Source organism: Bacillus sp. IBL03825, from assembly GCF_024712505.1.
GTDB classification, from domain to species: domain Bacteria; phylum Bacillota; class Bacilli; order Bacillales; family Bacillaceae_G; genus Bacillus_A; species Bacillus_A wiedmannii.
The window spans coordinates 3,334,295-3,358,614 of sequence record NZ_JAMXKE010000001.1; the positions used below are offsets into that span (position 1 = coordinate 3,334,295).

Annotated in this window: 26 protein-coding genes and 3 pseudogenes; 1 reads left to right on the forward strand and 28 read right to left on the reverse strand. The window is 31.6% G+C overall.

The features are described 5' to 3' along the window. Nucleotides 1–156 precede the first annotated feature (156 nt). From fsa to NHG49_RS17125, 17 genes and pseudogenes are all read right to left on the reverse strand, one after another. Complete coding sequence (gene fsa / locus NHG49_RS17050; protein ID WP_000667683.1) at nt 157–825, reverse strand: fructose-6-phosphate aldolase; 669 nt, start codon at nt 823–825, stop codon at nt 157–159. Nucleotides 826–876: 51 nt separating this feature from the next. Further along, complete coding sequence (gnd, locus tag NHG49_RS17055; protein WP_064475886.1) at nt 877–1,770, reverse strand: phosphogluconate dehydrogenase (NAD(+)-dependent, decarboxylating); 894 nt, start codon at nt 1,768–1,770, stop codon at nt 877–879. A gap of 95 nt (nt 1,771–1,865) precedes the next feature. Then, the gene (gene zwf / locus NHG49_RS17060) at nt 1,866–3,350 is read right to left on the reverse strand and encodes a glucose-6-phosphate dehydrogenase (RefSeq protein ID WP_064475887.1); all 1,485 of its coding nucleotides are present in this window, start codon (nt 3,348–3,350) and stop codon (nt 1,866–1,868) included. 396 nt (nt 3,351–3,746) lie between these two features. Further along, on the reverse strand, nt 3,747–4,256 hold the full coding sequence (locus NHG49_RS17065; protein ID WP_176713067.1) for a heme-degrading domain-containing protein: 510 nt from the start codon (nt 4,254–4,256) through the stop codon (nt 3,747–3,749). Between the two features lie 217 nt (nt 4,257–4,473). Next, the gene (locus NHG49_RS17070) at nt 4,474–4,881 is read right to left on the reverse strand and encodes an STAS/SEC14 domain-containing protein (protein WP_255299893.1); all 408 of its coding nucleotides are present in this window, start codon (nt 4,879–4,881) and stop codon (nt 4,474–4,476) included. A gap of 122 nt (nt 4,882–5,003) precedes the next feature. Continuing rightward, nucleotides 5,004–6,323: an aromatic amino acid transport family protein gene (locus tag NHG49_RS17075; RefSeq protein ID WP_064475890.1), complete on the reverse strand. Its 1,320-nt coding sequence runs from the start codon at nt 6,321–6,323 to the stop codon at nt 5,004–5,006. A gap of 1,001 nt (nt 6,324–7,324) precedes the next feature. Next, nucleotides 7,325–7,414, reverse strand: a pseudogene (locus NHG49_RS31930) (DUF3888 domain-containing protein); the annotation flags it as partial. Nucleotides 7,415–7,454: 40 nt separating this feature from the next. Next, the gene (locus NHG49_RS17080; RefSeq protein WP_064475891.1) at nt 7,455–7,790 is read right to left on the reverse strand and encodes an IDEAL domain-containing protein; all 336 of its coding nucleotides are present in this window, start codon (nt 7,788–7,790) and stop codon (nt 7,455–7,457) included. Nucleotides 7,791–7,915: 125 nt separating this feature from the next. After that, nucleotides 7,916–8,329 (reverse strand): Rrf2-family transcriptional regulator SaiR, encoded by a 414-nt coding sequence (gene saiR, locus NHG49_RS17085; protein WP_001083471.1) that lies wholly within the window; start codon nt 8,327–8,329, stop codon nt 7,916–7,918. A gap of 194 nt (nt 8,330–8,523) precedes the next feature. Beyond that, nucleotides 8,524–8,658: a BA3454 family stress response protein gene (locus tag NHG49_RS17090; protein ID WP_000573513.1), complete on the reverse strand. Its 135-nt coding sequence runs from the start codon at nt 8,656–8,658 to the stop codon at nt 8,524–8,526. A 30-nt stretch (nt 8,659–8,688) separates the two neighbouring features. Then, nucleotides 8,689–9,084, reverse strand: coding sequence for a transcriptional regulator SpxA (gene spxA, locus NHG49_RS17095; protein ID WP_258126334.1), 396 nt, complete (start codon nt 9,082–9,084; stop codon nt 8,689–8,691). 531 nt (nt 9,085–9,615) lie between these two features. Next, nucleotides 9,616–10,182 carry an SGNH/GDSL hydrolase family protein gene (locus tag NHG49_RS17100; RefSeq protein WP_064475893.1) on the reverse strand — a complete coding sequence of 189 codons (567 nt, stop codon included), beginning with the start codon at nt 10,180–10,182 and terminating at the stop codon, nt 9,616–9,618. Between the two features lie 16 nt (nt 10,183–10,198). Next, nucleotides 10,199–11,023, reverse strand: coding sequence for an MBL fold metallo-hydrolase (locus tag NHG49_RS17105; protein WP_258126335.1), 825 nt, complete (start codon nt 11,021–11,023; stop codon nt 10,199–10,201). A 28-nt stretch (nt 11,024–11,051) separates the two neighbouring features. Further along, nucleotides 11,052–11,609 (reverse strand): DUF7010 family protein, encoded by a 558-nt coding sequence (locus NHG49_RS17110; RefSeq protein ID WP_258126336.1) that lies wholly within the window; start codon nt 11,607–11,609, stop codon nt 11,052–11,054. Between the two features lie 28 nt (nt 11,610–11,637). After that, nucleotides 11,638–12,477 (reverse strand): phosphotransferase family protein, encoded by an 840-nt coding sequence (locus NHG49_RS17115; protein WP_258126337.1) that lies wholly within the window; start codon nt 12,475–12,477, stop codon nt 11,638–11,640. A 111-nt stretch (nt 12,478–12,588) separates the two neighbouring features. Continuing rightward, nucleotides 12,589–13,080, reverse strand: coding sequence for an NUDIX hydrolase (locus tag NHG49_RS17120; protein ID WP_002014049.1), 492 nt, complete (start codon nt 13,078–13,080; stop codon nt 12,589–12,591). Nucleotides 13,081–13,085: 5 nt separating this feature from the next. After that, nucleotides 13,086–13,835, reverse strand: a pseudogene (locus NHG49_RS17125) (Nif3-like dinuclear metal center hexameric protein). A gap of 84 nt (nt 13,836–13,919) precedes the next feature. Here NHG49_RS17125 and NHG49_RS17130 point away from each other — a divergent pair. After that, entirely contained in the window at nt 13,920–14,129 is a 210-nt protein-coding gene (locus NHG49_RS17130; RefSeq protein WP_002014052.1) for a hypothetical protein, read from the forward strand. Nucleotides 14,130–14,164: 35 nt separating this feature from the next. Here NHG49_RS17130 and NHG49_RS17135 read toward each other — a convergent pair. From NHG49_RS17135 to NHG49_RS17185, 11 genes and pseudogenes are all read right to left on the reverse strand, one after another. Next, nucleotides 14,165–14,724 (reverse strand): annotated as a pseudogene (locus tag NHG49_RS17135) (PhzF family phenazine biosynthesis isomerase); the annotation flags it as partial. 356 nt (nt 14,725–15,080) lie between these two features. Beyond that, entirely contained in the window at nt 15,081–16,655 is a 1,575-nt protein-coding gene (locus tag NHG49_RS17140) for an ABC transporter ATP-binding protein (protein ID WP_258126338.1), read from the reverse strand. 245 nt (nt 16,656–16,900) lie between these two features. Next, nucleotides 16,901–17,404, reverse strand: a complete 504-nt coding sequence (locus tag NHG49_RS17145; protein WP_258126339.1) for a hypothetical protein — start codon at nt 17,402–17,404, stop codon at nt 16,901–16,903. A gap of 31 nt (nt 17,405–17,435) precedes the next feature. Next, nucleotides 17,436–17,966, reverse strand: coding sequence for a MauE/DoxX family redox-associated membrane protein (locus NHG49_RS17150; protein ID WP_258126340.1), 531 nt, complete (start codon nt 17,964–17,966; stop codon nt 17,436–17,438). 47 nt (nt 17,967–18,013) lie between these two features. Beyond that, the gene (locus NHG49_RS17155) at nt 18,014–18,439 is read right to left on the reverse strand and encodes a MauE/DoxX family redox-associated membrane protein (RefSeq protein ID WP_258126341.1); all 426 of its coding nucleotides are present in this window, start codon (nt 18,437–18,439) and stop codon (nt 18,014–18,016) included. Then, nucleotides 18,411–18,821 carry a thioredoxin domain-containing protein gene (locus tag NHG49_RS17160; RefSeq protein WP_258126342.1) on the reverse strand — a complete coding sequence of 137 codons (411 nt, stop codon included), beginning with the start codon at nt 18,819–18,821 and terminating at the stop codon, nt 18,411–18,413. The genes NHG49_RS17155 and NHG49_RS17160 overlap by 29 nt, the downstream gene beginning before the upstream one ends. A 149-nt stretch (nt 18,822–18,970) precedes the next feature. Next, nucleotides 18,971–19,177 (reverse strand): hypothetical protein, encoded by a 207-nt coding sequence (locus tag NHG49_RS17165; RefSeq protein ID WP_258126343.1) that lies wholly within the window; start codon nt 19,175–19,177, stop codon nt 18,971–18,973. A 175-nt stretch (nt 19,178–19,352) separates the two neighbouring features. Next, nucleotides 19,353–21,143: an asparagine synthase-related protein gene (locus tag NHG49_RS17170; protein WP_258126345.1), complete on the reverse strand. Its 1,791-nt coding sequence runs from the start codon at nt 21,141–21,143 to the stop codon at nt 19,353–19,355. A 1-nt stretch (nt 21,144) separates the two neighbouring features. Continuing rightward, nucleotides 21,145–21,534, reverse strand: coding sequence for a lasso peptide biosynthesis B2 protein (locus tag NHG49_RS17175; protein WP_258126346.1), 390 nt, complete (start codon nt 21,532–21,534; stop codon nt 21,145–21,147). Between the two features lie 40 nt (nt 21,535–21,574). Continuing rightward, a complete protein-coding gene (locus NHG49_RS17180) occupies nt 21,575–21,835 on the reverse strand; it encodes a PqqD family protein (RefSeq protein ID WP_258126347.1) in 261 nt (86 codons plus the stop codon). A gap of 950 nt (nt 21,836–22,785) precedes the next feature. Next, the gene (locus tag NHG49_RS17185; RefSeq protein WP_258126348.1) at nt 22,786–24,288 is read right to left on the reverse strand and encodes a class I adenylate-forming enzyme family protein; all 1,503 of its coding nucleotides are present in this window, start codon (nt 24,286–24,288) and stop codon (nt 22,786–22,788) included. Between the last annotated feature and the right edge of the window lie 32 nt (nt 24,289–24,320).

Here is a 24,320-nt window from a genome sequence, read left to right on the forward strand (position 1 = left end):
TTTTATAACCATTGTGCTGTTTTGAAAATGCATGGTGTCTTTTTATATCGCTGCTTTCACGTAATAAGGTACCAAACTCAGGATTTATTTTACAGGATGAAGTTACATAAAGATTGGTCCTCTCGTGAAAAAGCAATTTGTGAAAACTTTACTCCCTTATAACTTAGGCGCTTTCGCCCAATCCGCAGCAAACTTTTCAATACCTTGATCTGTTAGCGGATGCATAGCAAGTTGTTCAATGACTTTATAAGGAATTGTTGCAATGTGAGCACCTGCCATCGCTACACGAGTTACATGGTCTGGGTGTCTAACAGAAGCCGCAATAATTTGGGTATCTAATAGATGAATATCGAATAATTCAGCGATTTTAGCAACTAATAGTACGCCATCTTCAGAAATATCATCTAAGCGACCTAAAAATGGAGAAACGTACGTTGCACCTGCTCGAGCAGCTAAAAGAGCTTGGTTCACAGTGAAAATAAGTGTAACGTTCGTTTTCACACCTTTTTCAGTAAGGTAACGACAAGCTTCTAATCCTGCTAGTGTCATCGGCAGTTTTATTGTAACTTTTTCATCGCCACCGTTAATTTTAATCAGTTCTTCTGCTTGAGCAATCATCTCTTCGGCTGTAACAGCATCTGGCGTTACTTCTGCCGAAACAGATTCAACGTTAGGCACTGCCTGACAAATTTCTGCAATACGGTCTTCAAACTTAATGCCCTCTTTCGCTACTAAAGAAGGATTCGTTGTAACGCCAGCTAAAACACCTAGTTTATATGCCTTTTTTATGTCCTCAAGATTTGCAGTATCAATAAAAAACTTCATAATTTATTCCCTCCATTTTTTAAACGTTAACGAGTTATACTTTTAAAATGTTTATTTCTTTTCTACTGCATGTCCGCCAAATTCATTGCGCAGTGCTGCTACAACTTTCCCTGTAAATGTATCATTATCTAATGAGCGGTAGCGCATTAATAGAGACATTGCGATAACAGGAGTTGCTGTTTGAAGGTCTAATGCTGTTTCTACTGTCCATTTCCCTTCACCAGAAGAATGCATAACGCCCTTAATTTCATCCAGTTTTGCATCTTTAGAAAATGCATTTTCAGTCAATTCCATTAACCATGAACGAATAACTGAACCGTTGTTCCATACTCTTGATACTTTTTCATAATCGTAATCAAATTCACTCTTCTCTAAAACCTCAAATCCTTCACCAATAGCAGCCATCATTCCGTATTCAATTCCGTTATGAATCATTTTTAAGAAGTGACCGCTACCAGCTTTCCCTGCATATAAGAATCCATTTTCTACAGCTGTATCTCGGAAAATAGGTTCAACGATGTCCCAAGCTTCTTGATCTCCTCCGATCATGTAACACGCACCATTACGAGCACCTTCCATTCCGCCAGAAGTTCCTGCATCCATAAAGTGAATACCATCTTTCTTTAATTGCTCATATCGGCGAATAGATTCTTTATAATGTGAATTCCCTGCTTCAATTAAAATATCTCCTTTTGATAACAGCGGTGTAACCTCATTAATAACAGAATCAACAACAGCGTGCGGAACCATTACCCAAAGAATTCTTGGTGATTCCAACGATTGAACTAGTTCGTTTAAACTAGATACACCTGTAGCACCATACTCTTTCATTTCTTCCACTGCACTCGTATTTAAATCAAATGCAGCTACTTCATGTTTATGATCCATTAAATTCTTCCCTAAATTTAATCCCATTTTACCTAAACCAATTAATCCTACTCTCATAATATAATTCCTCCTTGAATTACCTTTCATCATAAATACATGTTAATAAAATGATGAATATCTTTTTTCATATTGCTTTACTTATAAGAATGTACTTATTTTTTCAATCCCTCATCTAACCACCATTTAAATTCACTTTCTTGTAATAGAGCATGGGCAGCATCTGGACCGTACGAACCTGATTTATATTCATGAAGAGGTAACAAGTTTTCTTCGAACGCTTCAAGTATTGGCTGCACCCATTCCCATGACAATTCAACTTCTCTCCAGTGTGCAAAGAATGTAGAATCTCCACATATAGCATCATAAATGAGTCTTTCATAAGCTTCCGGTATTCCCACTCCTGTTTGCTCACAAGTAAAATGAATACGAATCGGTTCAAGCTCTCCATTGTTCAATGGATTTTTACTATTTAATTGGAGCGAAACATTTTCATTTGGGCTAATTTCAATGATTAACAAATTAGGCTCCGAATTTGGATTACTTTCTTGATATTGCTGTTTTAACGTATTTTTAAATTCAATTACAATACGAGTAGACTTTTCTTTCATTCTTTTTCCTGTTCGTATATAAAAAGGAACATCAGTCCAAAATGGGTTATCAATCCATAAGCGAGCCGCAACATATGTATCTGTTTGAGAAGAAGGATTTACTCCTGGCTCATCTCTATACGCTACAACTTCTTGGCCTTTTATCTCCCCTGAAGCATATTGTCCGCGAATGATATGGTTCTGAACGTCTTCTTTTTTCACTTTACGAAGAGTTTCCATTACCTTTCGTTTTTCCTCACGAATTTCACATGCATTTATCTTTTCCGGCAGATTCATAGCAGTCATCATTAATATTTGCAACATATGATTTTGAACCATATCGCGAATGGCTCCTGCATGATCATAATATGCTGCCCTTTCTTCCACCCCAACCGTTTCACTAGCTGTTATTTGTACATTCGCAATATGTTCTTTATTCCAAATCGATTGAAGAACAGGATTTGCAAATTCAAGTGCTTCAATATTTTGAACCATCGGCTTACCTAAATAATGATCAATACGGTATATTTCGTCTTCTTCAAACGTTCGACTAAGCCTATCATTCAGCTCTCGGGCAGATGTAAGATCATGACCAAATGGTTTCTCAATCATTAGGCGCTTCCATCCATCCGTTTTATCAAGTCCACTTTCTTTAATATTTAAAGCAATGGTCTCAAAGAAGTCAGGAGTAACTGAAAGGTAGAACATTCTATTCCCTTGTATATTTTGTTCTTCTTCCCTTTCACGAACTACTTGCAATAACCTTTTATAATCTTCTGGCTTATTCACATCTAACGGACAATAACGAAAATACTCTAAAAAATCTTCTATTTTCGGAGTACCTTCATCTTTGCGACGAGAAAAAGTTTCTATTGATTCTTTTACTCTTTTTTGAAAATCTACATGAGATACTTCACGTCTTCCAAGCCCAATAACGGATATTTGCTTCGGAAGCTTTTGATCTCTATATAAGTTATATAGCGCAGGGTAAATTTTCCTTTTCGCTAAATCCCCTGTTGCTCCAAATAAAACAAAGGTCATTGATTCCAATTTCAGTCCCCCTCGTGATGTATAGTCATTGTCACCTTAGTAAAAATGCATTGTACAGAAGCTACTATTATTGTTGATCCAACCTTACTTCTTAACTTCTAATTTTTTATATTTGTCGCTTTCTAATTGTCCCCAATATTAATAGTGGCAATTCACAGCATTTTCCCCACATCCTACTTACTCATTGTAACTTACATAAAATAACTTAATTATCAAAAGTAATTAAGTTATTTTATGTCTATCATATTAACTACATAGATTATTACCGTCAAGAAAAGTGTCTCGAATTAAAGATTTTTTATTCCGCAACATCTTATTAGAAACATGTTCATTACATAAAATGAATAATAAAAAGGAAAAAACCGAACATATTCTTGTTCGGTTTTTTCCTTTTTACTATTGCTTCAAATGGTTTTTAACTGCCCTTATAACTAATTCATGATCTTCTTCTGGTGGTAATCCTGAAACTGTTATCATTCCAATAACTCCTACGTCTTTTATTTGGACAGGAACGCAGCCACCGAACGCAGCATAATCCGACCTATCTAAAAGATATTTTTCATTATATGGAACGCCCGTTAGTTCACTTTGTATTTGCATATAATACGAGCTATGATTATGCAAAGAAACAACCCGTTTTTTACGCTCAATCCATTGCGTATTTTCCGCAGTCGTCCCTGTCATCTTGAAATGAAATAGTTGCACACCATTTTTCGCTATATCAACAGCAATCAATTTCCCCTCTTTCTTTGCTGTTTCAACGATAAATAAACCTATTTGCAGTGCATCTTCATTTGTAAAAGAGGAAAATTGAAGTGTTTCCTCTTCTATTAATATTTGCTTACTTATTTCATTCAAATTTGAAGTACTCATATCTTTATCCCCCTTACTCACTTTATGCCACATTGATATTTTTCAATTTCTGTGAATCTATCGTACGGCCTTTCCATATAACTAATACCGTAAAGCGCACTCTTTTCTTCTTAGTGCTATTATGAATTATATTTAACGCATTAAAAATGTATGTCCTCTAGCGCTAAACATTTCGTATAGAAGTTTTCTTTTGGATACTACTTACAAGCTAAAAAAACCAGTTGCTTAAGCAACTGGTTCACTAACAATTTCATATAGGATATTCATTCAACCAAAGGAATGCTTGTTCATAGTCATCGGAAAATTTTACAGATTCTTTTGTATTGGACTGTTGTAAATAATTCAGTATCTCCCCTTCTTCAAGGAGAAAAGCAATTGCCTTACTGTGATTCAAAATCGTTTCATTGAAAAACTTCTCTTTCCATGCTTTTTGAACAGAAAAATGATCTGGCGTATATCCTTTTCTATCTACCAGCAATTTGTATTTTCTTCCCTCGAAAATGAATTGCTGACAAACCTGCTCGAAGCCATTAAACCATTCATAAACATCATCTGTTTTAATCTTGCCGATAAGACGGGTAACAATTATATCTCCCGAAACTGTTGTGCTAATATTCAGCTTACTCAACCTAGAATCATCTCCCTTAGCTACAATTATGCGGAAATATCACATAAAATCAATCAGATAAAATTGTTTCGCATTAAAAAAGGACAGACCCTCCAAACGGAGAAGCCTGTCCCAAAATTGTTCTATTTTATATTAGAACTAACAATCGTGAATTAGAATAATGATTTAATACTTGCTAAAACAGTAAGTACACCTACAATAATAACAAATACGTTACTCATTTTCCCTTTGTATTTAGCTAGTACTGGTACTTTATTGATTGCATACATCGGTAATAGACATAAGATAGCAGCAACTAATGGACCACTTAGAGAATCAATAAGTCCAAGAATACTTGGATTTGTATAAGCAACAAACCAGCATGATAATACAACAAAAGTAAGGACGATTGTCTTAATCGTTTTTTCTTCAATTACTTTTCCACGTGATTTACCGAACTTAATAATCATGTCACGCATTACTTCAAATGCTCCAATATAATGGCCAAGGAAAGATTTTGTAATAGCCACAAAAGCAATAATTGGAGCTGCAATCGTGATTACAGGTGAATTAAGCTCATTCGCAAGATATGAAAGGATTGATAAGTTTTGCTCTTTTGCCATTTTTAAATCTTCTGGAGTCAAGCTTAATGTACTACTCCAAACGAAGAACATAACTACAGCGAATGTCATAATATAACAAACTTTTTGTATTTGCGCACATTTAGCATCAGTAGCTTCTATTCCATACGTAGCTCTCTGCTTCACAACAAATGATGAAATCATAGGTGAATGATTAAATGAGAATACGATAATTGGTAGAATCAACAATATCGTTCCAAAATATCCTGTTCCTGTTGAAGCAGTAGAAACAGCTGAAAAGCTAAGCATTGACGTATTCCACTGTGGAATTAAAGATATTGCGATAAACAGTAGAGAAGCTATGAAAGGATACACTAGCATACTCATGATTTTTACAGTAATATCTTGACCAAAATTCAGTATAGCGATAAGACCAAGAACTAATACAAGTGATAAAATAGCTCTTGGAGGTTCTGGCATGTGCAATTGATGCACGATAAAACTACTTGCAGTATTTGTAAGCGCAACCGAATACATTAGTACGATTGTATAAATTGAACCGAAATATACGATGTTAAAAATGATACTTGCTTTATTTCCGAAATACTCTCTAATTGTACCTGTGATCCCCTCATCAGCAGAATTAGAAGCGTATATCATTTTAGCAAGTGCCCTATGTGAGTAATACATAACTGGATATGCAAGCAATGTAATTAGTAGTAATGATAATAAACCACCTGAACCTGCATTAATCGGTAAAAAGAGCACCCCTGCTCCAATTGCAGTTCCAAATAGACTCAATGCCCATGTAGTATCCTGCTTATGCCACTTTTTCGGATCTGCATATTGCTCATTTTTTAGTGCGGTATTTTCAGCTTGAACTTCTATTTTCTTTGCAGTATTCCCGTTCATATAATAACTCCCCCTTGTATCTATTCCTGCGTCTCTCTTTATAGCTAACAAATATTTACCTTTTTGGATAATGAATTCCTTACAAGTTGCCCCACATTGTATGTCCTTCATCATAATGAATCCAAATTGAAACATTCGTTAGTTAGCGTCCTAACATAAATGTTAGCGTTCACAAAAAAGTTTACTCGTAATATCCGCTCTTTATATAAAGACCGCTTAAGAGAACAATATTGAATAGACTTCATAAATACGTTGCAACATTTCTAATAACAATGTATTACTTTAATGGTTTCTCTGAATTACTTGTAACAGTAATTTTAGTTAAACCGGCCTCTCTTCATTTATGAGGCATTTCTTTCTCAATTCTATACATCACTTTAATAGCTTCGGCAGCATTTATGGTATTGATTACACAAGCCACTGAAGCACTTTACATACATTTCGCCTCTAACCACACACCTTTCTTACTAGTAATCGCATTTTTTATATTTTCTCCAGAGATAATAAAATTTCTCTCGACGCCCTCATTATAACGTGTATATTTATAAAATTAATATTTTTATATTTTCTGAAATATTAAATGGATATAATTTTACATGGATAATACTTTACAGTTAGCATGCAACCCTTGTTCCTATCACTTATAACGGAATTAATCAGCATAAAATACAGTAAAATATTGTTTATTTAAGCTACTCATTTTAAAAATATTTATATTCTTCTTTATCGAAAAATTTTATTTCAAACTAAAAAAGATATTCTAATAAATAATTAACGTGGTGAAAAAGAAATATCTTTTTAAATGTATAAACCAATTTTCAGGATATATATTATAGGCATTGCATTCATATACATTTTTAGGAAAATACATATTTTAACTTGATGGCAATGAGAGAACCGCTAATATTTCGCAAAACCTAAGCTAAACGAAAAAATAAGCTGCCCATATGGACAGCTTATTTACATCATTATTAGGATCGGGTAAACAAATCACTTCAATGTCATCTTAATTGTAGTTTTTTCAACTCTTCTTCAGGGATATTCCTATGTTTGTAATGAATTGGTTTTATTTCATTTCCTTTTAGATAATATTATTGATTATTGCACGATTCAACCGAATAATATAATACGTTAAAATCCCTCATTAACTAGCTCTTTTATCGAGTTTAATTTTGCAGAAAGCTCAATAAACCATTCTTCATCCCCTGTTAATAATGCAAGGTCTATAAGATAAAGGATTTGCTCCTTATTTATTATCTTTGATTCAGGGAGTTTGTTAACGTGTTTACTAAAGAGTAAAATCGCTTCGTTCATTGTGTACTTATCGTCACGTTTCACAATGCTAACTGTAACTACATCTTCCACTTCATCAAGTGATACAATGTAACCAACTATGAATTCACCCTCATTTGATATTCCACGAACCCAATCTCCCACTTTTAAAACATGATTATTATTTGACATCATACTTTTTCACCTTCTTATAAATATTTTTTGTAACGATAAACAATATATAAAAACTAACTTAAACTGTAAAATTTTTCATTACAGTTATTTTTTAAGAACTCACGGCTACATAATAATTAAGCCGCTTAACGTTCTTGATTAATAAGGTCAACAACTTCTTTCATTGTATAATTCTTTAAATATTCACCTAGATGTTCTTCCGCACCTAAGAAAATAGCAAAAAGAACTTTCCGCATGTTCGAACCTACAATACACTGATCATTTGATTCTGGACACTTCGGTTGCAATGCACCTTCAGAGGTTATTTGATACATATTCCAAAGATTAATTTCACTTAAATCACGGGCAAAAATAAATCCTCCACCCGTTCCCTCTTTTGATTGTATAAACTTATGTTTTTTTAACAAACTTAGCACTTTGCGAATGCGTACTGGATGAACACCTGCACTTTCTGAAATAGCATTACTTGTTGACATCCGATCTGGCTGTAAAGCTAAATAAGTTAAACTGTGAATGGCCAAAGTAAAGTCGCTGTTCATTGTTGTCCTCCTACGATAAAAAATATGATGTCTCGTTTAGTAACATACTGTAGCCATAAATATTACAGATAGGTTAGTCAAACGTTAAAATATATAAGAAGCATGCTTAGCATGAAAAATTAAATCCCTTTATATTCTATCAGAACTCCCCTATATCTCCTAACTTCATTTAGCTTTTTAAGTTGCAACTAAATTTAAACAGTCCACTGTTTCTTAACTTGTTCTTCTGCCAATTGTTTAATTTTTGTCCAAATCGTATCTTTACTCACAATAACATTTGTATGATAGTTTCTATCTTTATAATTAACTGTAACACATACTTCAATCACTTCTGTTTCCTCCTTTCAAAATATTACTTATTAATTAGCCATTTTTTGCAATTCAATATTCAAAAATGTTCGAACGCTACGCGGTAAAAATTTGCGAATTTCTTCCTCGTTAAAACCAACCTGTAATCTTTTTTCGTCCAGCATAATTGGACGACGTAACATTTGAGGATACTCAATTATTAATTTATAAAACTCATTAAGCGAAAGCGCCTCAATATTTATATTTAATTCCTGAAAAGTTTTAGATCTAGTTGAAATAATTTCAGTAGCACCATCTTCAGTTAAACGAAGAATGGATTTAAGTTCATCAACTGTAAGCGAATTTGATACGATATTTTTTTCGGTATAATCAATTTGATGTTCTTCAAGCCATGCTTTTACTTTTCGGCATGAACTACAGCTTGCTGTCGTATATAAAATCACCATATTTTACACACTCCTTTACTTTTTAAAATTATTATATAGATTATTGAAATGTATTAAAAAAAATTACAGTTTAGAATGAAATACACGTTATATTATTTATTCGACAATATTTAATTTATCTGTTTTTTACAAACGATGGTAACTCACTTCTAAAAACTATACTGTAATTTTAAACTTTACAGTTTGATTAATCAACTGTTAAGTCTTGGATGCATTCCATTAGCGGACCAAATCATTTTCTTTTGTACGAATGTCTCATAGTTTTACGGCTAACCACCTCTTTAAAGTACATTTTATCCCGCTATTTGAGTGCACCGCCTCAAAATTTGGCAAGAACAAAAAAGTTAGGTCGAAGTCAGGCTCCCCATAATAACTCGATTGGTGCGATCTACTTATATTTCACTTTATTCATTTCATTTTTACATGTGCTACTATGAAATATATTTAGCATATTAAACTACTGCATTGAACACAGCAGCATTGTAGGAGGAAATACGCGAGCAAAAAAGCAAAGCGCGCACACTTTGCTTCTTACAAAATCCCTTTTAACTTTTTACCAATTAACTCCGCTAAATATTCATAACCTTGTCGTCCAAAATGTAAACCGTCTTTTTCATCATCTTCTACAAATCTTTTATAATGAGGCTCTTGAATCATTTCAGCATATAAATTTAGAAAATAACTTCCTGTTTCCTTTGCCACTTCCTCTACTACGTCTGCATACTGACCAAGTACTTTATTGGTTCTATTATGCTGGCGTTCTTCATCAACTGGCGCAGGACTAATAAGTAATACTTTTTCTGGTGAAATCATACTTATAATCTTCTCTAGATTGTCTTTGTATACTTGTAATGGTACTGGATCAAATAATACCGAATCATTCGTACCAAGAAAAACTGTGACAAAATCTGGTTTATGTGATAGTACATCATCTTCAACCCTATGTAACGCATCGAACGTATTATCACCCGGAACCCCCGCATTTACCACCTTCCAATTTGGAAACATCTCTTGCAAACGCGGTGTTAATCTCGGCGTTCCATCAAAAAACGTTTCATCAGCTGTAATACTATCACCGAAGCATACTAACGTTTTCATAGAGCTAATTCTCCTTTTACGTACGAAATAACTTTCCTTCTACCGCCTTAATATATCTTTCAGCAGAACGTTCCACTGCCTCATTTGCATTTTCTTTCACTACTCCGTGAAAAGCATTATATAAACGATTAAATTGTAATAGCTTCACTCGATTCGCCATTTCTTCCACTTTTCTCGCCGGTAATGGAATTAAGTTCGGATAGCTGTACATGAAACTCACCCACTGCTGATCCGCTACAACTTGAATAATATCACCTGTTAATAAAATACCTTTCCCATCATTTCCTTCTTCCCAATGTAATACAGAACCGCCGCTAAAATGTCCTCCGAGACGATGAATAGTAATTCCGTCCGCTAATTGTAAAGACTCACCAGACCAGTAAATAATACGACTACTCGGGCGTACTACCCACTCTTTATCGTCTTCATGTATATAAATTGGTACATTAAACGTTTCTGCCCATTCTACTTGCGTTGAATAATAATGAGGATGAGATAGTGCGATCGCATCTAACCCGCCCCACTCTTTTATCTTCTCAATTGTCGTTTCATCTAAATAAGTAATGCAATCCCATAATAAACGATAGGAATCCGTTTTTACGACAAATGCTGTTTGACCGATCGCAAATTTCGGTTTTGTCGTAATGCTATAAAGTCTATGCTCTTCTTCTATCATTTCATTTTTATATGTATCAATCGTTCGCAAGTTTTCTAAAGTCGTCCAACACTGCCCTTTCAGATTCACATATTGTCGCTCCTCATCACAAATAACACAACTTACCGGTTCTTCCACACCCGCTGCATACTGTACGCCGCACGTTGTACAAACGAAATTTTTCATAATAATTCCCCCTATCCCTATACTTTTATTAAGCTGATTTTTGTTGATAATGATCTATTTTTTTATTTTCAATTACTAAACCTATTAGAGTTAGTAAGTAGACAACTGTAACTGACACTGGAATTACAGTAAATCCAGTGTCAGCAAAAAGAATCCCGCAAACTGACGTTACGAATACGGTCCCTACTGACAGTAAACCATAACTTTTACTTTCATAAATCCATACGTACGGTACAAAATGAACACCTATTAACATCGCTACTACAAAAGGTAACCACTCTGGAAATTGAAAATAGGCAAGTAACACAAACGGAATATTTAATACATTTATCCCGCCAATTAATCCAGCTAAAGTCCCTAGCGGATTCCCCTTCGCAAACATGTCAATTTTTAATATGGCAGCTATCATTAAGCCACAAGGAAACACACAACCCATACCAATTAAATACACCCACACAACTTGCTTTTCTGAAAGAAAAACACCCGTTATACTCGCTATAACCCAAAATAAAATACCAGCTATTATAACTGGAAATCCTTTTTTCGTTCTTTGTGCTAAATCTCGTTTTGCTTCTGCTATGTTCATTTCACTATCTCTCCCCAAACTATTTGTACTATAAAGCCGGCTCAATTTCGCCCATCCAATAACGCCAAGCTACTAAATAATCTTCTAAATCTTTCGGGTGGTGTCTTACACATGTATCTATACGCAAATATAATCCTATGACTATTTCTTCGTATAAATCTCGTTCTGTTTTATGAAATACACATTGTTTCATCACATAATCAATCGTTTCTTTTGTTATATCTTCTGGAGTTGAACAGAACGCGTAAATTAAATCATATAAAGGATCTCCTAAAACAGGTAACGGATCAATTACCCCATGTAACCTATTCTCTCGAAATATAAAATTATGAAATCCGAAATCACCATGTAATAAAAAGGGCTGATTTACTCCGGCATCCCTATTTGCTAGTTTTAGAACAATTCTATAATCTTCCTCACTTATGTAACGTCTTACATTTTCATAAGCTTCCATCACATTTGTCGTTAAAAATTCATTCCAAGTTTGAACCGGACTCTCTTTCCATCCCCAGCCTTCTGCCTCTGGAACCATTTTATACTTATTGATAACTTCTTTTACAAGTGTACGAAGCGTACTTCGTTTATATCCTTGTTCGCACGAAGTATTACCTTCAAGGAAAGAATACACGAAATATGTATGTAAAGGTTCCTTATACAAAAGCTTTGAAAATAAAGTATTCCCCTCATAAAAAGAAAGAAAATTAGCTTCTTCACGTATTACTTCCGCTTCATTCAGCTTTACTACATATTTTTCGTCCAACAAATATACAGTACTTGTCGTTCCTCCGTTCAACACTTTTACGCTATTTGGATCATGTGAAATAACTTTCTCCTTAACTAGTTGTGCAGCAATTATTGAAATGTCCATTCCCTCACCCTTTAATTCCGAAGATTCTCTCAATTCAAAAGACAACTTTACTATTATTTGACAATCGCAAGAGAATCCCTTCTAACATCTTAATATTGCAGAAATTAATTTTCATTTTATCAAAACGGCTTCCTTCAAGATTTCATCATATAATTCATTCCATTTATAATGATACGCTGCACTCTCTTCTACTCTAACAAACATCCTTTTATCGGATTCATACTCACCGTCAAACTTATGCACTTCATTAATCTCCATCCGGTAGAACGGCTGATACCCTACTTTTGGATACGGACTATTTTCATTCCAATTTGGATTATCACTATGGTCAACGATAATATATCCAAATAAAGTACATTCTCCTTTTACATAACCTTCTTCCCACGCTTCTCTTTTAAAACATTCTTCTGGTAGTTCCCCTTCTTCTATATGCCCACCAGGAAAGTCCCAACCACGCTGCTCATGGTCTATCAGTAAAACCTTATTATTATGAAAACAAAAACCGTGAACACTCGTGATTCTTTCGTATTCTGGCAATATACAATCTTTTTTCCACGTTAACCTCACTTTTGATTCCCCATAATTTGCGCATATAGTTACCATCTCCCTCACTCCAAATGCTCTTCATTTAATCTAATAATCTCTATTGCACGATCTCTTTCTTTTAACTTACGAGCCAAACTTTCTACACCAAATACTTCTGTAAATGTGTGGCTTCCTACAATCAAATTGATGCCTTTAAATTTCGCATGTTGCACTGTATATAATGTTTTTTCTCCCGTTATGTACGTATCACAACCTTTTTCTAGCGCACGCTCAATAAGGTTTGTATTGTTTCCTGCACCTGTTAATATCGTAATCCGGTTTACTGGCCTGTCATGATTTTTCCAGTTCTTCACTTTCTCTTCCATTCTCTCTTCAAGTTTTTCAACTAAATTTGAAAACGGAATCGCTTCTTTATATTCTCCTATTCCCGGTAGCTCTTCTTCCTCATACGTGGAATATTCCAGTATTGTATCTATCCTAATTTCATTAAATAACGACGTACACGTGCCAAAATTTACAAAATCTAACGGCAAATGAATCCAAAAATGATTCATTTCATATTCTTTTAATTTCTCAATACAAGCCTCTTCCATACCGAATAGAAAACTCCACGGTGCATGATGTGTAACTATCATATCGACACCATTTCTATACGCTTCTTCATTTGTTTCTAGCGTCAAATTTGTCGTGTAACCTATCTTGTGAAATTCCTCTTTACTAATGTGAGTAAAGCCCTACTCGTCATCACCGTATTTATTAAGATGCTCTTCAAAAAGTGATGTAATATGTTCTTTGAACTGCGTTATATTCATTTTCATTTCTCCTTTCATTTACTTTTATATTTCAAAAATAAGGAAATACTATTTAACGACGTTACATACATATAGGAGGACAATATGAAACCTGAATTTTTAAAAGCTATACATGAAGCGATTGGAAATGTTGAGCATATTCATATAGAAGAAAGTGGTGCAGATAGTTTAATTATTCATCACGATGATGCACAGCAATTAAAACAAGTTGCTGAAACGTTAGAAAACAATAATTTCCGCTCTACTATTAGAACAGCTGGGGATGCTTCGTATATTGAAGTGTTGAACAGGTAAGAAGAAGTCCAGGTTATATACTGGGCTTCATTCTTTTATATTGAAATTTCAAACTCTTTTACATACACCGCTGTTCCAGCAATATCAATTTGTAAGTTATCATTTTCTACATCTTTCGTTACATAAACCGTTACACGACCATCTTTATTTATTTATTTATTTCCTGCCCTTGCTCAACGATTAACTCCAGTTCATGGTCAACATCTTTCTCCAAATACGTCGCATAATACGCTCCCATTACACCTGAAGCTGTTCCTGTCACAGGATCTTCAATCGTTCCAGAATAAGGTGATGAAAAATGACGACCGTGCATTTGCACCTGTTCATCATAAGTTTCTAGACAAACTGGATGGATAGAAGCCTTAGGTATTTCTTTTAATACCGATGGAAACGCCTCATTTTTATGTTTCATTCTTTCACATGCATCTAGATTTTTAATCGGTACAATTACAGTCCAGTTCCCCGTACTTCCATATACAATCGGTACACTTGCATCTAAATCCGTTACTTCCAAACCGATACTATGAGCTAATTCTTGTTTTGAACCTGCAAAATCTTTAAACTTAGGTGTTGCATGTCTTATTTTAATATAACTTACAAAAAGAAAATTCAGTTATTTATACTAATAATTTTCGGATAAAAATTCACCGTTGTTCATTTTCATTTACAAAATCTGTATTCTAAATTTATATCTTATTATCTGAGTGCCAGCAGTCATTACAAAAAAAACAGTATTTACATTTAAAAAGTGCTCCTAGATAAATTTAAGAACAATTTCTAGAAACACTCCTCTTGTTATACTTATCAGTATTTTTATAGCAACCATATTTTACAATTTGATGATTCACGAACAGACTGAAAAATGGATTTAGGGCTACTTCATAATAATACATATTTATTTTATATAGCATAGTAAAGTTTAAACTTTCACGTGAAAGTTTTTGTTAAACCTTACTCATACCACTTTAATTGTGACATATACATTTCATAATATAATCCTTTTTTCTTTATTAATTCATTATAATTACCTTCTTCAACTATTTTCCCTTGAGCCATTACAATAATCCTATCTGCAAATTTTGTTGGACCTAGGCGGTGAGAGATTGTTATAGTTGTTTTATTTTGGGATAATTCATTAAACAGCTTAAAAACATTCAATTCAGTCACTGGATCTAACGCTGCAGTGGGCTCATCTAGAATTATCAAATCAGCATCTTTTAGAAATCCTCTTGCAATAGCTATCCGCTGCCATTCTCCTCCAGATAATTCTTTTCCAGCATCCATTTCCCTGGTTAAATATGTATTTAGACCCTGTTTATAATTCCTTATTTTTTCATATAATCCTACCTTCCTCAAAATATCATATAACATTTCTTCATTATTAATTTTTGTCAAATCACCCAAACCAATATTTTCTCGTACACTGTATTTATATTTATAAAAATCTTGAAAAACAGCAGATACTTTTTCGGAATAATTAGTTTTATTTATTTCATCAATATTTTCTCCATTAATTTTAATTATTCCCTCATCAACTTCATATAATCCTAAAATACAATTTACTAGCGTAGTTTTTCCCGATCCGTTATACCCAACAATTGAAATCTTTTCTCCTTTGTTAATTTCCAGGTTTATATTATCCAAAACTTTATCTTGAGTTCCTGGATAACAAAATGAAACATTTTCCAAATTTATTTTTCTAATATTCATTAAATTACAACCGTTAATTTGCTTAGTTTCTTTTATTTTATATTCCAATATCCTCATAAGAGCATTATTATATATTACTGTTTCAAAAACCGCTCCCATGTTGGCTCCCATTAACCCAAAGATGTTCTGAACCGATACTACAGCTGTCAATAAAGCAACATAATCTCCAATAGATAACGTTTTTACATACATTTGCTTCACAAGTAATAATGCCACTCCTAAACTAGCTGCTTGTAATATAAATGTAGCAAACGATTTTGTTTTACATTCCCATAAGGCCAATCTTAAGTTTGATTTTTGAATATTTTTATATAATTTAGACCATTTCTCTATTAAAAAGGCTCCTGAATTATTTATTTTCATCTCTCTTATAGCATTTTTATTCACAAAAAGGCTATCTGTAAAATTCAATTCCCTATTTCTTACCGCTATTTCTTGATTCATCTTATAATCTTTAATCTTTAAAATAAAAATTATGATTATACCAGGTAATGTGGAAATAAATAACGCTATAGGCAATAACCAATTAATGGCTAATAATATTCCTAAAATGCCTATTAACGAAATTATATTCTTAATTACACCTACAACATTATTAACAACTTGAATCCCATTCCCATTTATAGACATTGTAGCTAAGTTTATCGTGTCAAAAAAAACACTGCTTTCATATTCTTTTAAGGGTATTTGTATTAATTTTGTTAAAATCATTTTTTTTAAAATATAATTAACAGTTTTTGTAATTCTAGTGAATATATATGTTATGGTATTCTCTAACAACTCCGATACAAATTTAATTATAAATAATACTATCAATAAATATATTGCAATTGAATAATTGTCAGGATTTTCTTTTATATTACTAACAGTATCAATTATATTTTTATCTAAGAATATTACAATTGGAGGAATAACAGCTGTAAAAATTGATAATATAAAATAAAGGATAAAACTTAAAGAATGCTCTATATATATTAATTTTAAGAAATACTTTTGTGTCTTTATAAAAGTTCAAACTGAATTATTTTTTTTCACTATACTCCCTCCTTCCATATGGATTCTCATACTATATACTGCATTAAATTGGATTTCCCTATATAATTTTTATCTTGCAACTCACCTTCATTGTCTACCTGTATTAAAAAAGGGAATACATTTATCTCCAATTCCTTCATAATAGTTTCTTCTTTCATAAACCTGATTTGATTTTTGTATTCATTTTTATCAATAGACTCCAGATTACAATCCTCCTCTATTAAAATTAGTCTTACATTGTTCAAGTATTCTTTTTTGATAGCATCTAGCGAGTAAAATAATTTATTACATTCTGTACAATTTAAGTCTAGAAAAATAAAAATATTTTTTGTTTCTTTTATATCATCATAAATATTTTTTATTTCCTGATTACTTTTTTCATAGCTCAAGTTTTTTATATTCCCTCCTATTCTAGGACCTATTTTAATGTTTTTTTTCGATTTCAATTTCAAAATTACAGCTATATGCATTAGACATTGCACTACTAAAATAAGTAAGAGTGTAACTATAATTTGTTCATTAACACCCATTGCTCATCCCCCCTTTTATAAGTTACTAGTTCTACTTATTAGTCAGTATATTTTCCATTATTATACGAATTAAAATTAATGTTACTGCCCAAAAAATAGAAACAGTTACTATTAATACAACATATACAACCTGGTTTCCCTGATCTAGTATCATAATTAAATTCATATTATTAAATATCACATTTACTAGTATACTTATTAAAAGTAACAAGGATTGAACCATACCCCCATAACCTATTTTTGTTTCTATCATTTTCCCAAAGCAAAAACAAGGTTTTTGTCTTTTGTCTACAACTGCTTGGAAATTAACTAATACAAATATCACAATCAAACTAATTGCCGTAATGTTCACTATAATACTTTCACTTGAAAATATTAACAATATCCCTATCAGCAATTCAATAAAAGGAAATATTAAACTAATTGGCTTAGCAATTTTAACAGGTATGACATTCATAGCAATAATTGATTCAGATGCCGCTTTTAACCCAAACACTTTGAATAAACCGGAAATGAATAATATTATTCCTACCGATATACAAAATATTAATGCTATAATCACAAATAGGTACTCTCCTTCCATTTCTCAAATACATATCTTATATTCCTTTATATAAGTCTAATTTCTATACCATATGTCATCACTATTGATACTAATATTAATATGTTAATAGCTAAATTTTTCATTGTTATTTCTTTTGGTGTATTTAGTCCGAAACATCCGCAATTATTATTAAATTTTTTATTTATATTAACAATTAAAAATGTGATATACATTGTTTGAATAAATATACCTATAATTAACGATAAATCCGGATATACAGTTACAATTAACGCTACCGCTAATAATAATTCTAAACTAATTAAAACCGCTGCTATTATTTTTAATATTTTTTTGTTTTTGATTATATTGTAATCTTCTAAAGCTATATAATATAAAAAAGACTTATTTATTTTATTTATGCTACTTTTTAAAAAAATCAAACCGATTGTAATGTAAGCTAATTTAATTAATATTGTATAAAGTATTTTCATATTCAAACTCACTCAGTTTATTTTTTATTTTTTTTATAATTTCTTTATTAGTTACTTCTCCTTGAAAATCACCAAAATTAATTACTTCTCTTACTACTGTCCCATTTTTAATATATAAGATAGTTGGAACTGTCTTAATGTTTAAAATCCTCACTAATTCCATGTCAATATATTTACTGTATATATCATTTGTCAAATTTACTATAATACATTCTTCTCTTTTATTAATATACGTCACTATATTTTTTAATAAGTTAACTTCATTAATAATCCCATTCTTTTCAGTACATATAATATATCCTTTATAATTATTTACCTCCTTGTGAAATTTGGATGCACTTGTAATATTTCTAACAAACTTATCCTCTCTACTAATTTTCATATAAATACATACAAATAAAAAAACAAATACAATACCTATAAAGTAAAGAATTACTACCGCCTCCTCGCAATAAAAATTAGAGAATTATACGTAAATATTTACGTATAATTCTCTAAATGCGTTATTTATTCCATTGTTAATTTATTATATTAGCATTCATTCTCTTGCGGACAACATACGGTTTCTTTACCACATGCCCATAATATTTGTCCTTGTTGATATTTCATCCTTCTTGTTCCCCAATAACCACCTGTTTTATCAAATCCAGGCATTTCTTTCCCCCATCCACATTTACCTTTTATTACCTCTTCACTTTTCCCACAATCTACAATTGATGGTTTAACATATGTTTTCATTTATATACTTCCTCTCCAAATTTTTTATTAAATAACGCATTGGTTTCACACTAATTATAGAAATTCTATGTTACTTGACTAATTAGAATAATATATAGAATATATTATATGAAACTAATGCGTTATTTATTTCAAACAAAATAAATGTTATAAAATTCAAAAACAACGCTACATACTACCCTCTACTTATTACCTGCATATATTGGATTAACCATATTTCAATCATAAATAGAACCCAAAAGCTTTCATGATTTTCCACACCATTTCTCCACTTATATAATTCTTCTTCCCAAAATTTTTGAGTTACCAACTTTAAATTTTCTACAATCATAGGGTGCTGCATTACTTTAAGAATTACAGGCCATTTTTTTTGAATACTCTTGTATATATAAGCTAAATGAGTTGTCTTGTTTTGTCTATTAACTATACTTTCTGGTAAATAGTTTCCCATAGATTTTCTTAAAATATATTTTGTATTCATATGTGAAAATCTAAATTCTCCGGGTATTTTATAAATATATTCAATTAATCTCCTATCTAAAAATGGGTGTTTTATATCAGCACCTACAAATGCTCCTAATACTTTGTCCATATACAAATGTGCCTTAGCATTAGAGATCTGGTAATATAATTCTTTTTGATGGAAATATTTTATATTTTCCATTTTTTTGCTCATATATTTATAATAATTGCTATTCTTGGTTAATACATATTCTTTTGCAACATTAGGAAAAAACATATAATTTATAGAATTTTGAAAAGCAGATGTATTTGTACATATAGAGTAATTAGTCATATAAGCAAAGGCTTTTCGGATTTCTCTTTTCTTCAAAAAATCACGAGTTACATGTAAAGATCCTGTCAATAAATGATCACCACCATATCCACTCAATACATTTGATGCTCCATTATGGACTGAATCTCTTAAAAGTGGATACATTAAACTAAAAGATGTGGCATTTACACTGGGTTCATATGAAAATACTTTAGTATTAGGGAAGTCCTCAAACACTAATTTATTGTCACAATTTATATATTGTCCTTCTGATTTATACATACTAAGTAACTCTTCTATATATATTCTCTCATCACATTCTTTTAGCTCATCAAACACGGCACTAACTGACGATATCTTAAATTGATTCTCTTGTGCCTCAATATTTTTTGAAAGTGCGTATAATGAAGTTGAATCCATCCCCCCACTTAACATGATTGAATTTCCAGTCTCTGTAACCAACCTGCCTTTTACAGATTTTAACAATAAATCTGTGAATTCCTCAAAATAATCTAATTGATTTTCATAAACTATAGTATTTTTTATATTGGACAGTTCCCAGTACTGATGCATTTTAAAATTACCATTACTTGTGTCTGAAATTAGGTAACTTCCACTCGAAAGCCTATTTACATCCCTATACGGAGTAATTCTAGAATCTAATATTCCATCTTTCTCAAGAAATTCCTTAAAATAGTCATTATTCAGATTACTAAAATCAAAAAAGTTTTTTAATAAAAAAATATCACTAGCAAAAATATAGCCATCTTTTCGTCTTATCCAGAATAGTGTTTTTATACCTATCTGATCTCTTACAGCATATACTTTCTTTCTGTCCTGATCATATAATATAAATGAAAATTCACCTATCAAATCTTTTAAAACTTCAATTCCTTTCCTTATATATAGATAGCTAATTAATTGCTCGTTATCCATATTCATATCTAAATTATATTTTATAATAATCTCTTTTCTATTATGCAACGAAACATCACCGATTATTACAATATTTTCAAACATGAATTCGTTTATTTTATTATTTTTATTACTTGCATAAACAAACTGGAAATCCTCTTTTTCCCCTTTAACCTCCATTGCTGTTTGTTTAAACTCGTTAAAAATTAAATTCTTAATACTTATTTGTTCTAAATCTATATTTTCTACAGATACAAAAGCCAAAAACCAATTCATTTTACTCACTTCCTCTTAAATCATTTGACCTTAATATAATTCTATATTTGTTCGTCTCTTCTTCAAAAAAGTTTTGATTTTTATACTGTAGCCAAGCATGAGCTTCAAAAGGAAATTTTCTTATTCCAACTACCATATCAACAGGAACTCCATATTTTCTTCTAATAATTTTATAGCCTAATAATGTTTTGTGAATACAGTCAGATTTTCTCGGATACCATGCACATATGATATCTAGTACATCAAAAAGTTCATTTATTTCATTTACTGTTTTTTCAAAGGATTCTTTATCATATGTTACCTTTTTGGTTAAAAAAAATTTTTTTGTATACCATTCAAACGTCTTGCTAAACCCCATGTAAGATAATTGCACATCACAAGTTACTAACAATAAAGATATCCTTATATAATGGTATATACTATTTATTTTGCTAAGCAATTTTAATAACCCCTGCCTTTTTCAACTCAAAAATGAAGTTTAAAATATCATCTTCTACTTCTTGATATTCCGCATTGAATTCCTTACAAATATATTCTATTATTTTCTTTACATTTTTTTCCCTAACTATTTCCTTCCAAATAACAGTCCCCATATAATCCAAAGCATAAAATTTATTCTTAACCATATTAATTAAAATCATTTCATTATTCTCTTCATATACAAGCAAGTCTTTATTTAATAGAATTCTCAACATCCGTCTCCCCTTATACAGCACATGGTATATTACAGTATAAATTTATAAAACAGTATTTTTATATCCATTTCCAAAACAGGAATATTCAGTGCATGGTATATAATAACATATATTTATAAAAAATACCATTTTTATATTTAATTTTAAATAATGTTAATATATAACACGAGGTGCATAATTACATATATTTATAGAAAAACTATTTTGTGTTTACATTTCGAAAACTTACACTAAATTTAAAGGTACCTATAAATGCTTCCATAATATTCATTATAATTATAATGAATTATTTGTTAGTATAAGACATGACCCCTCAAGTAGTATAAAAGCAAATGATTCTATATGAAGATCCATTTCCTTATTCAAAGAGATTTCACCTTAGAATATAGAATACTAAATAAGCGAATTAGAATTATTCTCCACCAGATTTCTTATCAAAAAATATAAAGTTTAGAAATGAATATTCCTTTTGAAAATTCCATGATTCATTCCTTTACTTACTTTCCCCAAAAAAAGAATATTCCGTTTTTATACAATTTATCCAAATCCGCACAAAAACTACATTCTGGGTAAATTATAATAATTGTTTACATGAACTTCAATGTGTTTCTAAATGCAATATTTCATATTCACTTAGAAATATAAAAATCAAATCAGTTTGTATATTCTGTAAAAAACGTATTTATTTTACTAGTATTCAAACAGAAAGGAAATTCGCATTTTAAAATTCTTTTCTTAGTAAAACAACTCCTTTGTTAAAAATTAACTGTATATGTACTGCTTTCTTTTCCATTTCATCACATTAATTAGACATTACTAACATACTCGCTAGATAAAGCATTAATTTTTTTCTAATGTATTAAATACTTCTTGAAATTATTATATTATTCACAAAAAATCCAGTTATACTTTATACATAACTGGATTCTTCATTATTTAATAACCTTTTATTTTATAAGTACACCTTCTCTTAATTCCCTCTTCAACACTTTTCCTAAAGCATTTTTCGGCAATTTTCCCATAAATACAACTTCGGGTATTTTATAACTTGCTAATTTTCCTTTACAATGCTGTATAATTTCTTCTTCCGTTAAAGACGTTTGCATGTCTTTTACAATGTACGCTGTCGGAATCTCTCCCCAAAAGTCATCTGAAACCCCAACTACTGCAACTTCTAAAACACCATGTATTTCATGAATAACATCTTCTACTTGATCTGGATATACGTTGTCACCACCGCGTATGATAACGTCTTTATATCTTCCCATAATATGCAGGAATCCGTCATCATCTATCATGCCAGCATCGCCCATGTTAAACCAACTATCTTTTACTACCTTCTTTGTCGCCTTTTCATTATTCCAATACCCTTTAAACATGTATGGACTTCTTACATGAATCTCTCCAATTTCATTTGTTGTTAGTTCATCACCTGTTTCTGGATGAACAATTTTCAGCTCTACATGTTTCAGTGTTTTCCCTACAGAAGACATCTTTTCTTTTCCCATCATTGGATGCCATGAAGTTACAACCCAACCTTCTGTACTCCCATATCCTTGCACCATATATATTCCTTTTTCCATATATTTTTGAATGAGGGTTTCTGGCACTTTTGTACCACCACTTTGCGCTACTTTAAAAGTTGAAATGTTTCGTTCCTTTTTATTTAGCTCATCCAGCATGTAGCTATAAACAGCTGGGAACGCAAGCATCGTCGTAATTTTCTCTTCTTCAATCTTATCCCAAATTAGAGTAGGATTCGAATCAGCTAAGAAAATCATCGTAACACCATGATAAATACAATTTAAAATAGAAAGCACGCCACTCATATGAAATAATGGATGCACGGATAAAAAGCGTTCACCTGCAGGAAATTCTCTTTGCCCCGCAATTTCAGTAAAATAATGATGTAAGTTTTTATGTCCAATTACACATGCTTTTGCCTGTCCAGTCGTTCCTGAAGTAAATAAGTAAATCGCATCATCATCTTCATGAACTTCTACGTTCGGCTCTGTACTTGGCTGTTCTTGTAATGTTAATTCAAACGAACCAAAACCTTCTTCTGTCGTTTTCATTACATAAGGAATTTCTTTAACAGCATCAATCTTTAATAAAACTTCACTAAATTCTTCATCAATAACTAACACTTTTAATTTCGCTTCTTTTACAATCGTTTCTAGTTCATAAACAGTAAGCTGATGATTTAGCGGAATACATACCGCTCCAATTTTTAAACTTGCCATCATAACGCTTGGAAACAGGTGATTATTTTTGCATAGTATTCCTATACGATCGCCTCTTTGCACACCATTATGTAACAAATAATGTGCAAGCTGATTTACTCGTTCATTATACTGCTGAAACGAATACCGTTTCTCTCCGCCTACAAGCGCTTCCAAATTTGGTGATTGCATTGCTCTTTTTTGTAATAATTTTTGCATCGTTCTCAAGTAAAACTCCCCTTTATATATGTTAGGTTTTT

Excerpts from the sequence above, each read along its gene's own strand:
- fsa (WP_000667683.1), bottom strand. The coding sequence starts at position 825 with ATGAAGTTTTTTATTGATACTGCAAATCTTGAGGACATAAAAAAGGCA.
- gnd (WP_064475886.1), bottom strand. The coding sequence starts at position 1,770 with ATGAGAGTAGGATTAATTGGTTTAGGTAAAATGGGATTAAATTTAGGG.
- NHG49_RS17065 (WP_176713067.1), bottom strand. The coding sequence starts at position 4,256 with ATGTGGCATAAAGTGAGTAAGGGGGATAAAGATATGAGTACTTCAAAT.
- NHG49_RS17075 (WP_064475890.1), bottom strand. The coding sequence starts at position 6,323 with ATGAACGGGAATACTGCAAAGAAAATAGAAGTTCAAGCTGAAAATACC.
- NHG49_RS17080 (WP_064475891.1), bottom strand. The coding sequence starts at position 7,790 with ATGATGTCAAATAATAATCATGTTTTAAAAGTGGGAGATTGGGTTCGT.
- saiR (WP_001083471.1), bottom strand. The coding sequence starts at position 8,329 with ATGAACAGCGACTTTACTTTGGCCATTCACAGTTTAACTTATTTAGCT.
- spxA (WP_258126334.1), bottom strand. The coding sequence starts at position 9,084 with ATGGTGATTTTATATACGACAGCAAGCTGTAGTTCATGCCGAAAAGTA.
- NHG49_RS17100 (WP_064475893.1), bottom strand. The coding sequence starts at position 10,182 with ATGAAAACGTTAGTATGCTTCGGTGATAGTATTACAGCTGATGAAACG.
- NHG49_RS17105 (WP_258126335.1), bottom strand. The coding sequence starts at position 11,023 with ATGAAAAATTTCGTTTGTACAACGTGCGGCGTACAGTATGCAGCGGGT.
- NHG49_RS17110 (WP_258126336.1), bottom strand. The coding sequence starts at position 11,609 with ATGAACATAGCAGAAGCAAAACGAGATTTAGCACAAAGAACGAAAAAA.
- NHG49_RS17115 (WP_258126337.1), bottom strand. The coding sequence starts at position 12,477 with ATGGACATTTCAATAATTGCTGCACAACTAGTTAAGGAGAAAGTTATT.
- NHG49_RS17120 (WP_002014049.1), bottom strand. The coding sequence starts at position 13,080 with ATGGTAACTATATGCGCAAATTATGGGGAATCAAAAGTGAGGTTAACG.
- NHG49_RS17130 (WP_002014052.1), top strand. The coding sequence starts at position 13,920 with ATGAAACCTGAATTTTTAAAAGCTATACATGAAGCGATTGGAAATGTT.
- NHG49_RS17145 (WP_258126339.1), bottom strand. The coding sequence starts at position 17,404 with ATGGGTGTTAATGAACAAATTATAGTTACACTCTTACTTATTTTAGTA.
- NHG49_RS17155 (WP_258126341.1), bottom strand. The coding sequence starts at position 18,439 with ATGAAAATACTTTATACAATATTAATTAAATTAGCTTACATTACAATC.
- NHG49_RS17160 (WP_258126342.1), bottom strand. The coding sequence starts at position 18,821 with ATGAAAATTAGTAGAGAGGATAAGTTTGTTAGAAATATTACAAGTGCA.
- NHG49_RS17165 (WP_258126343.1), bottom strand. The coding sequence starts at position 19,177 with ATGAAAACATATGTTAAACCATCAATTGTAGATTGTGGGAAAAGTGAA.
- NHG49_RS17170 (WP_258126345.1), bottom strand. The coding sequence starts at position 21,143 with ATGAATTGGTTTTTGGCTTTTGTATCTGTAGAAAATATAGATTTAGAA.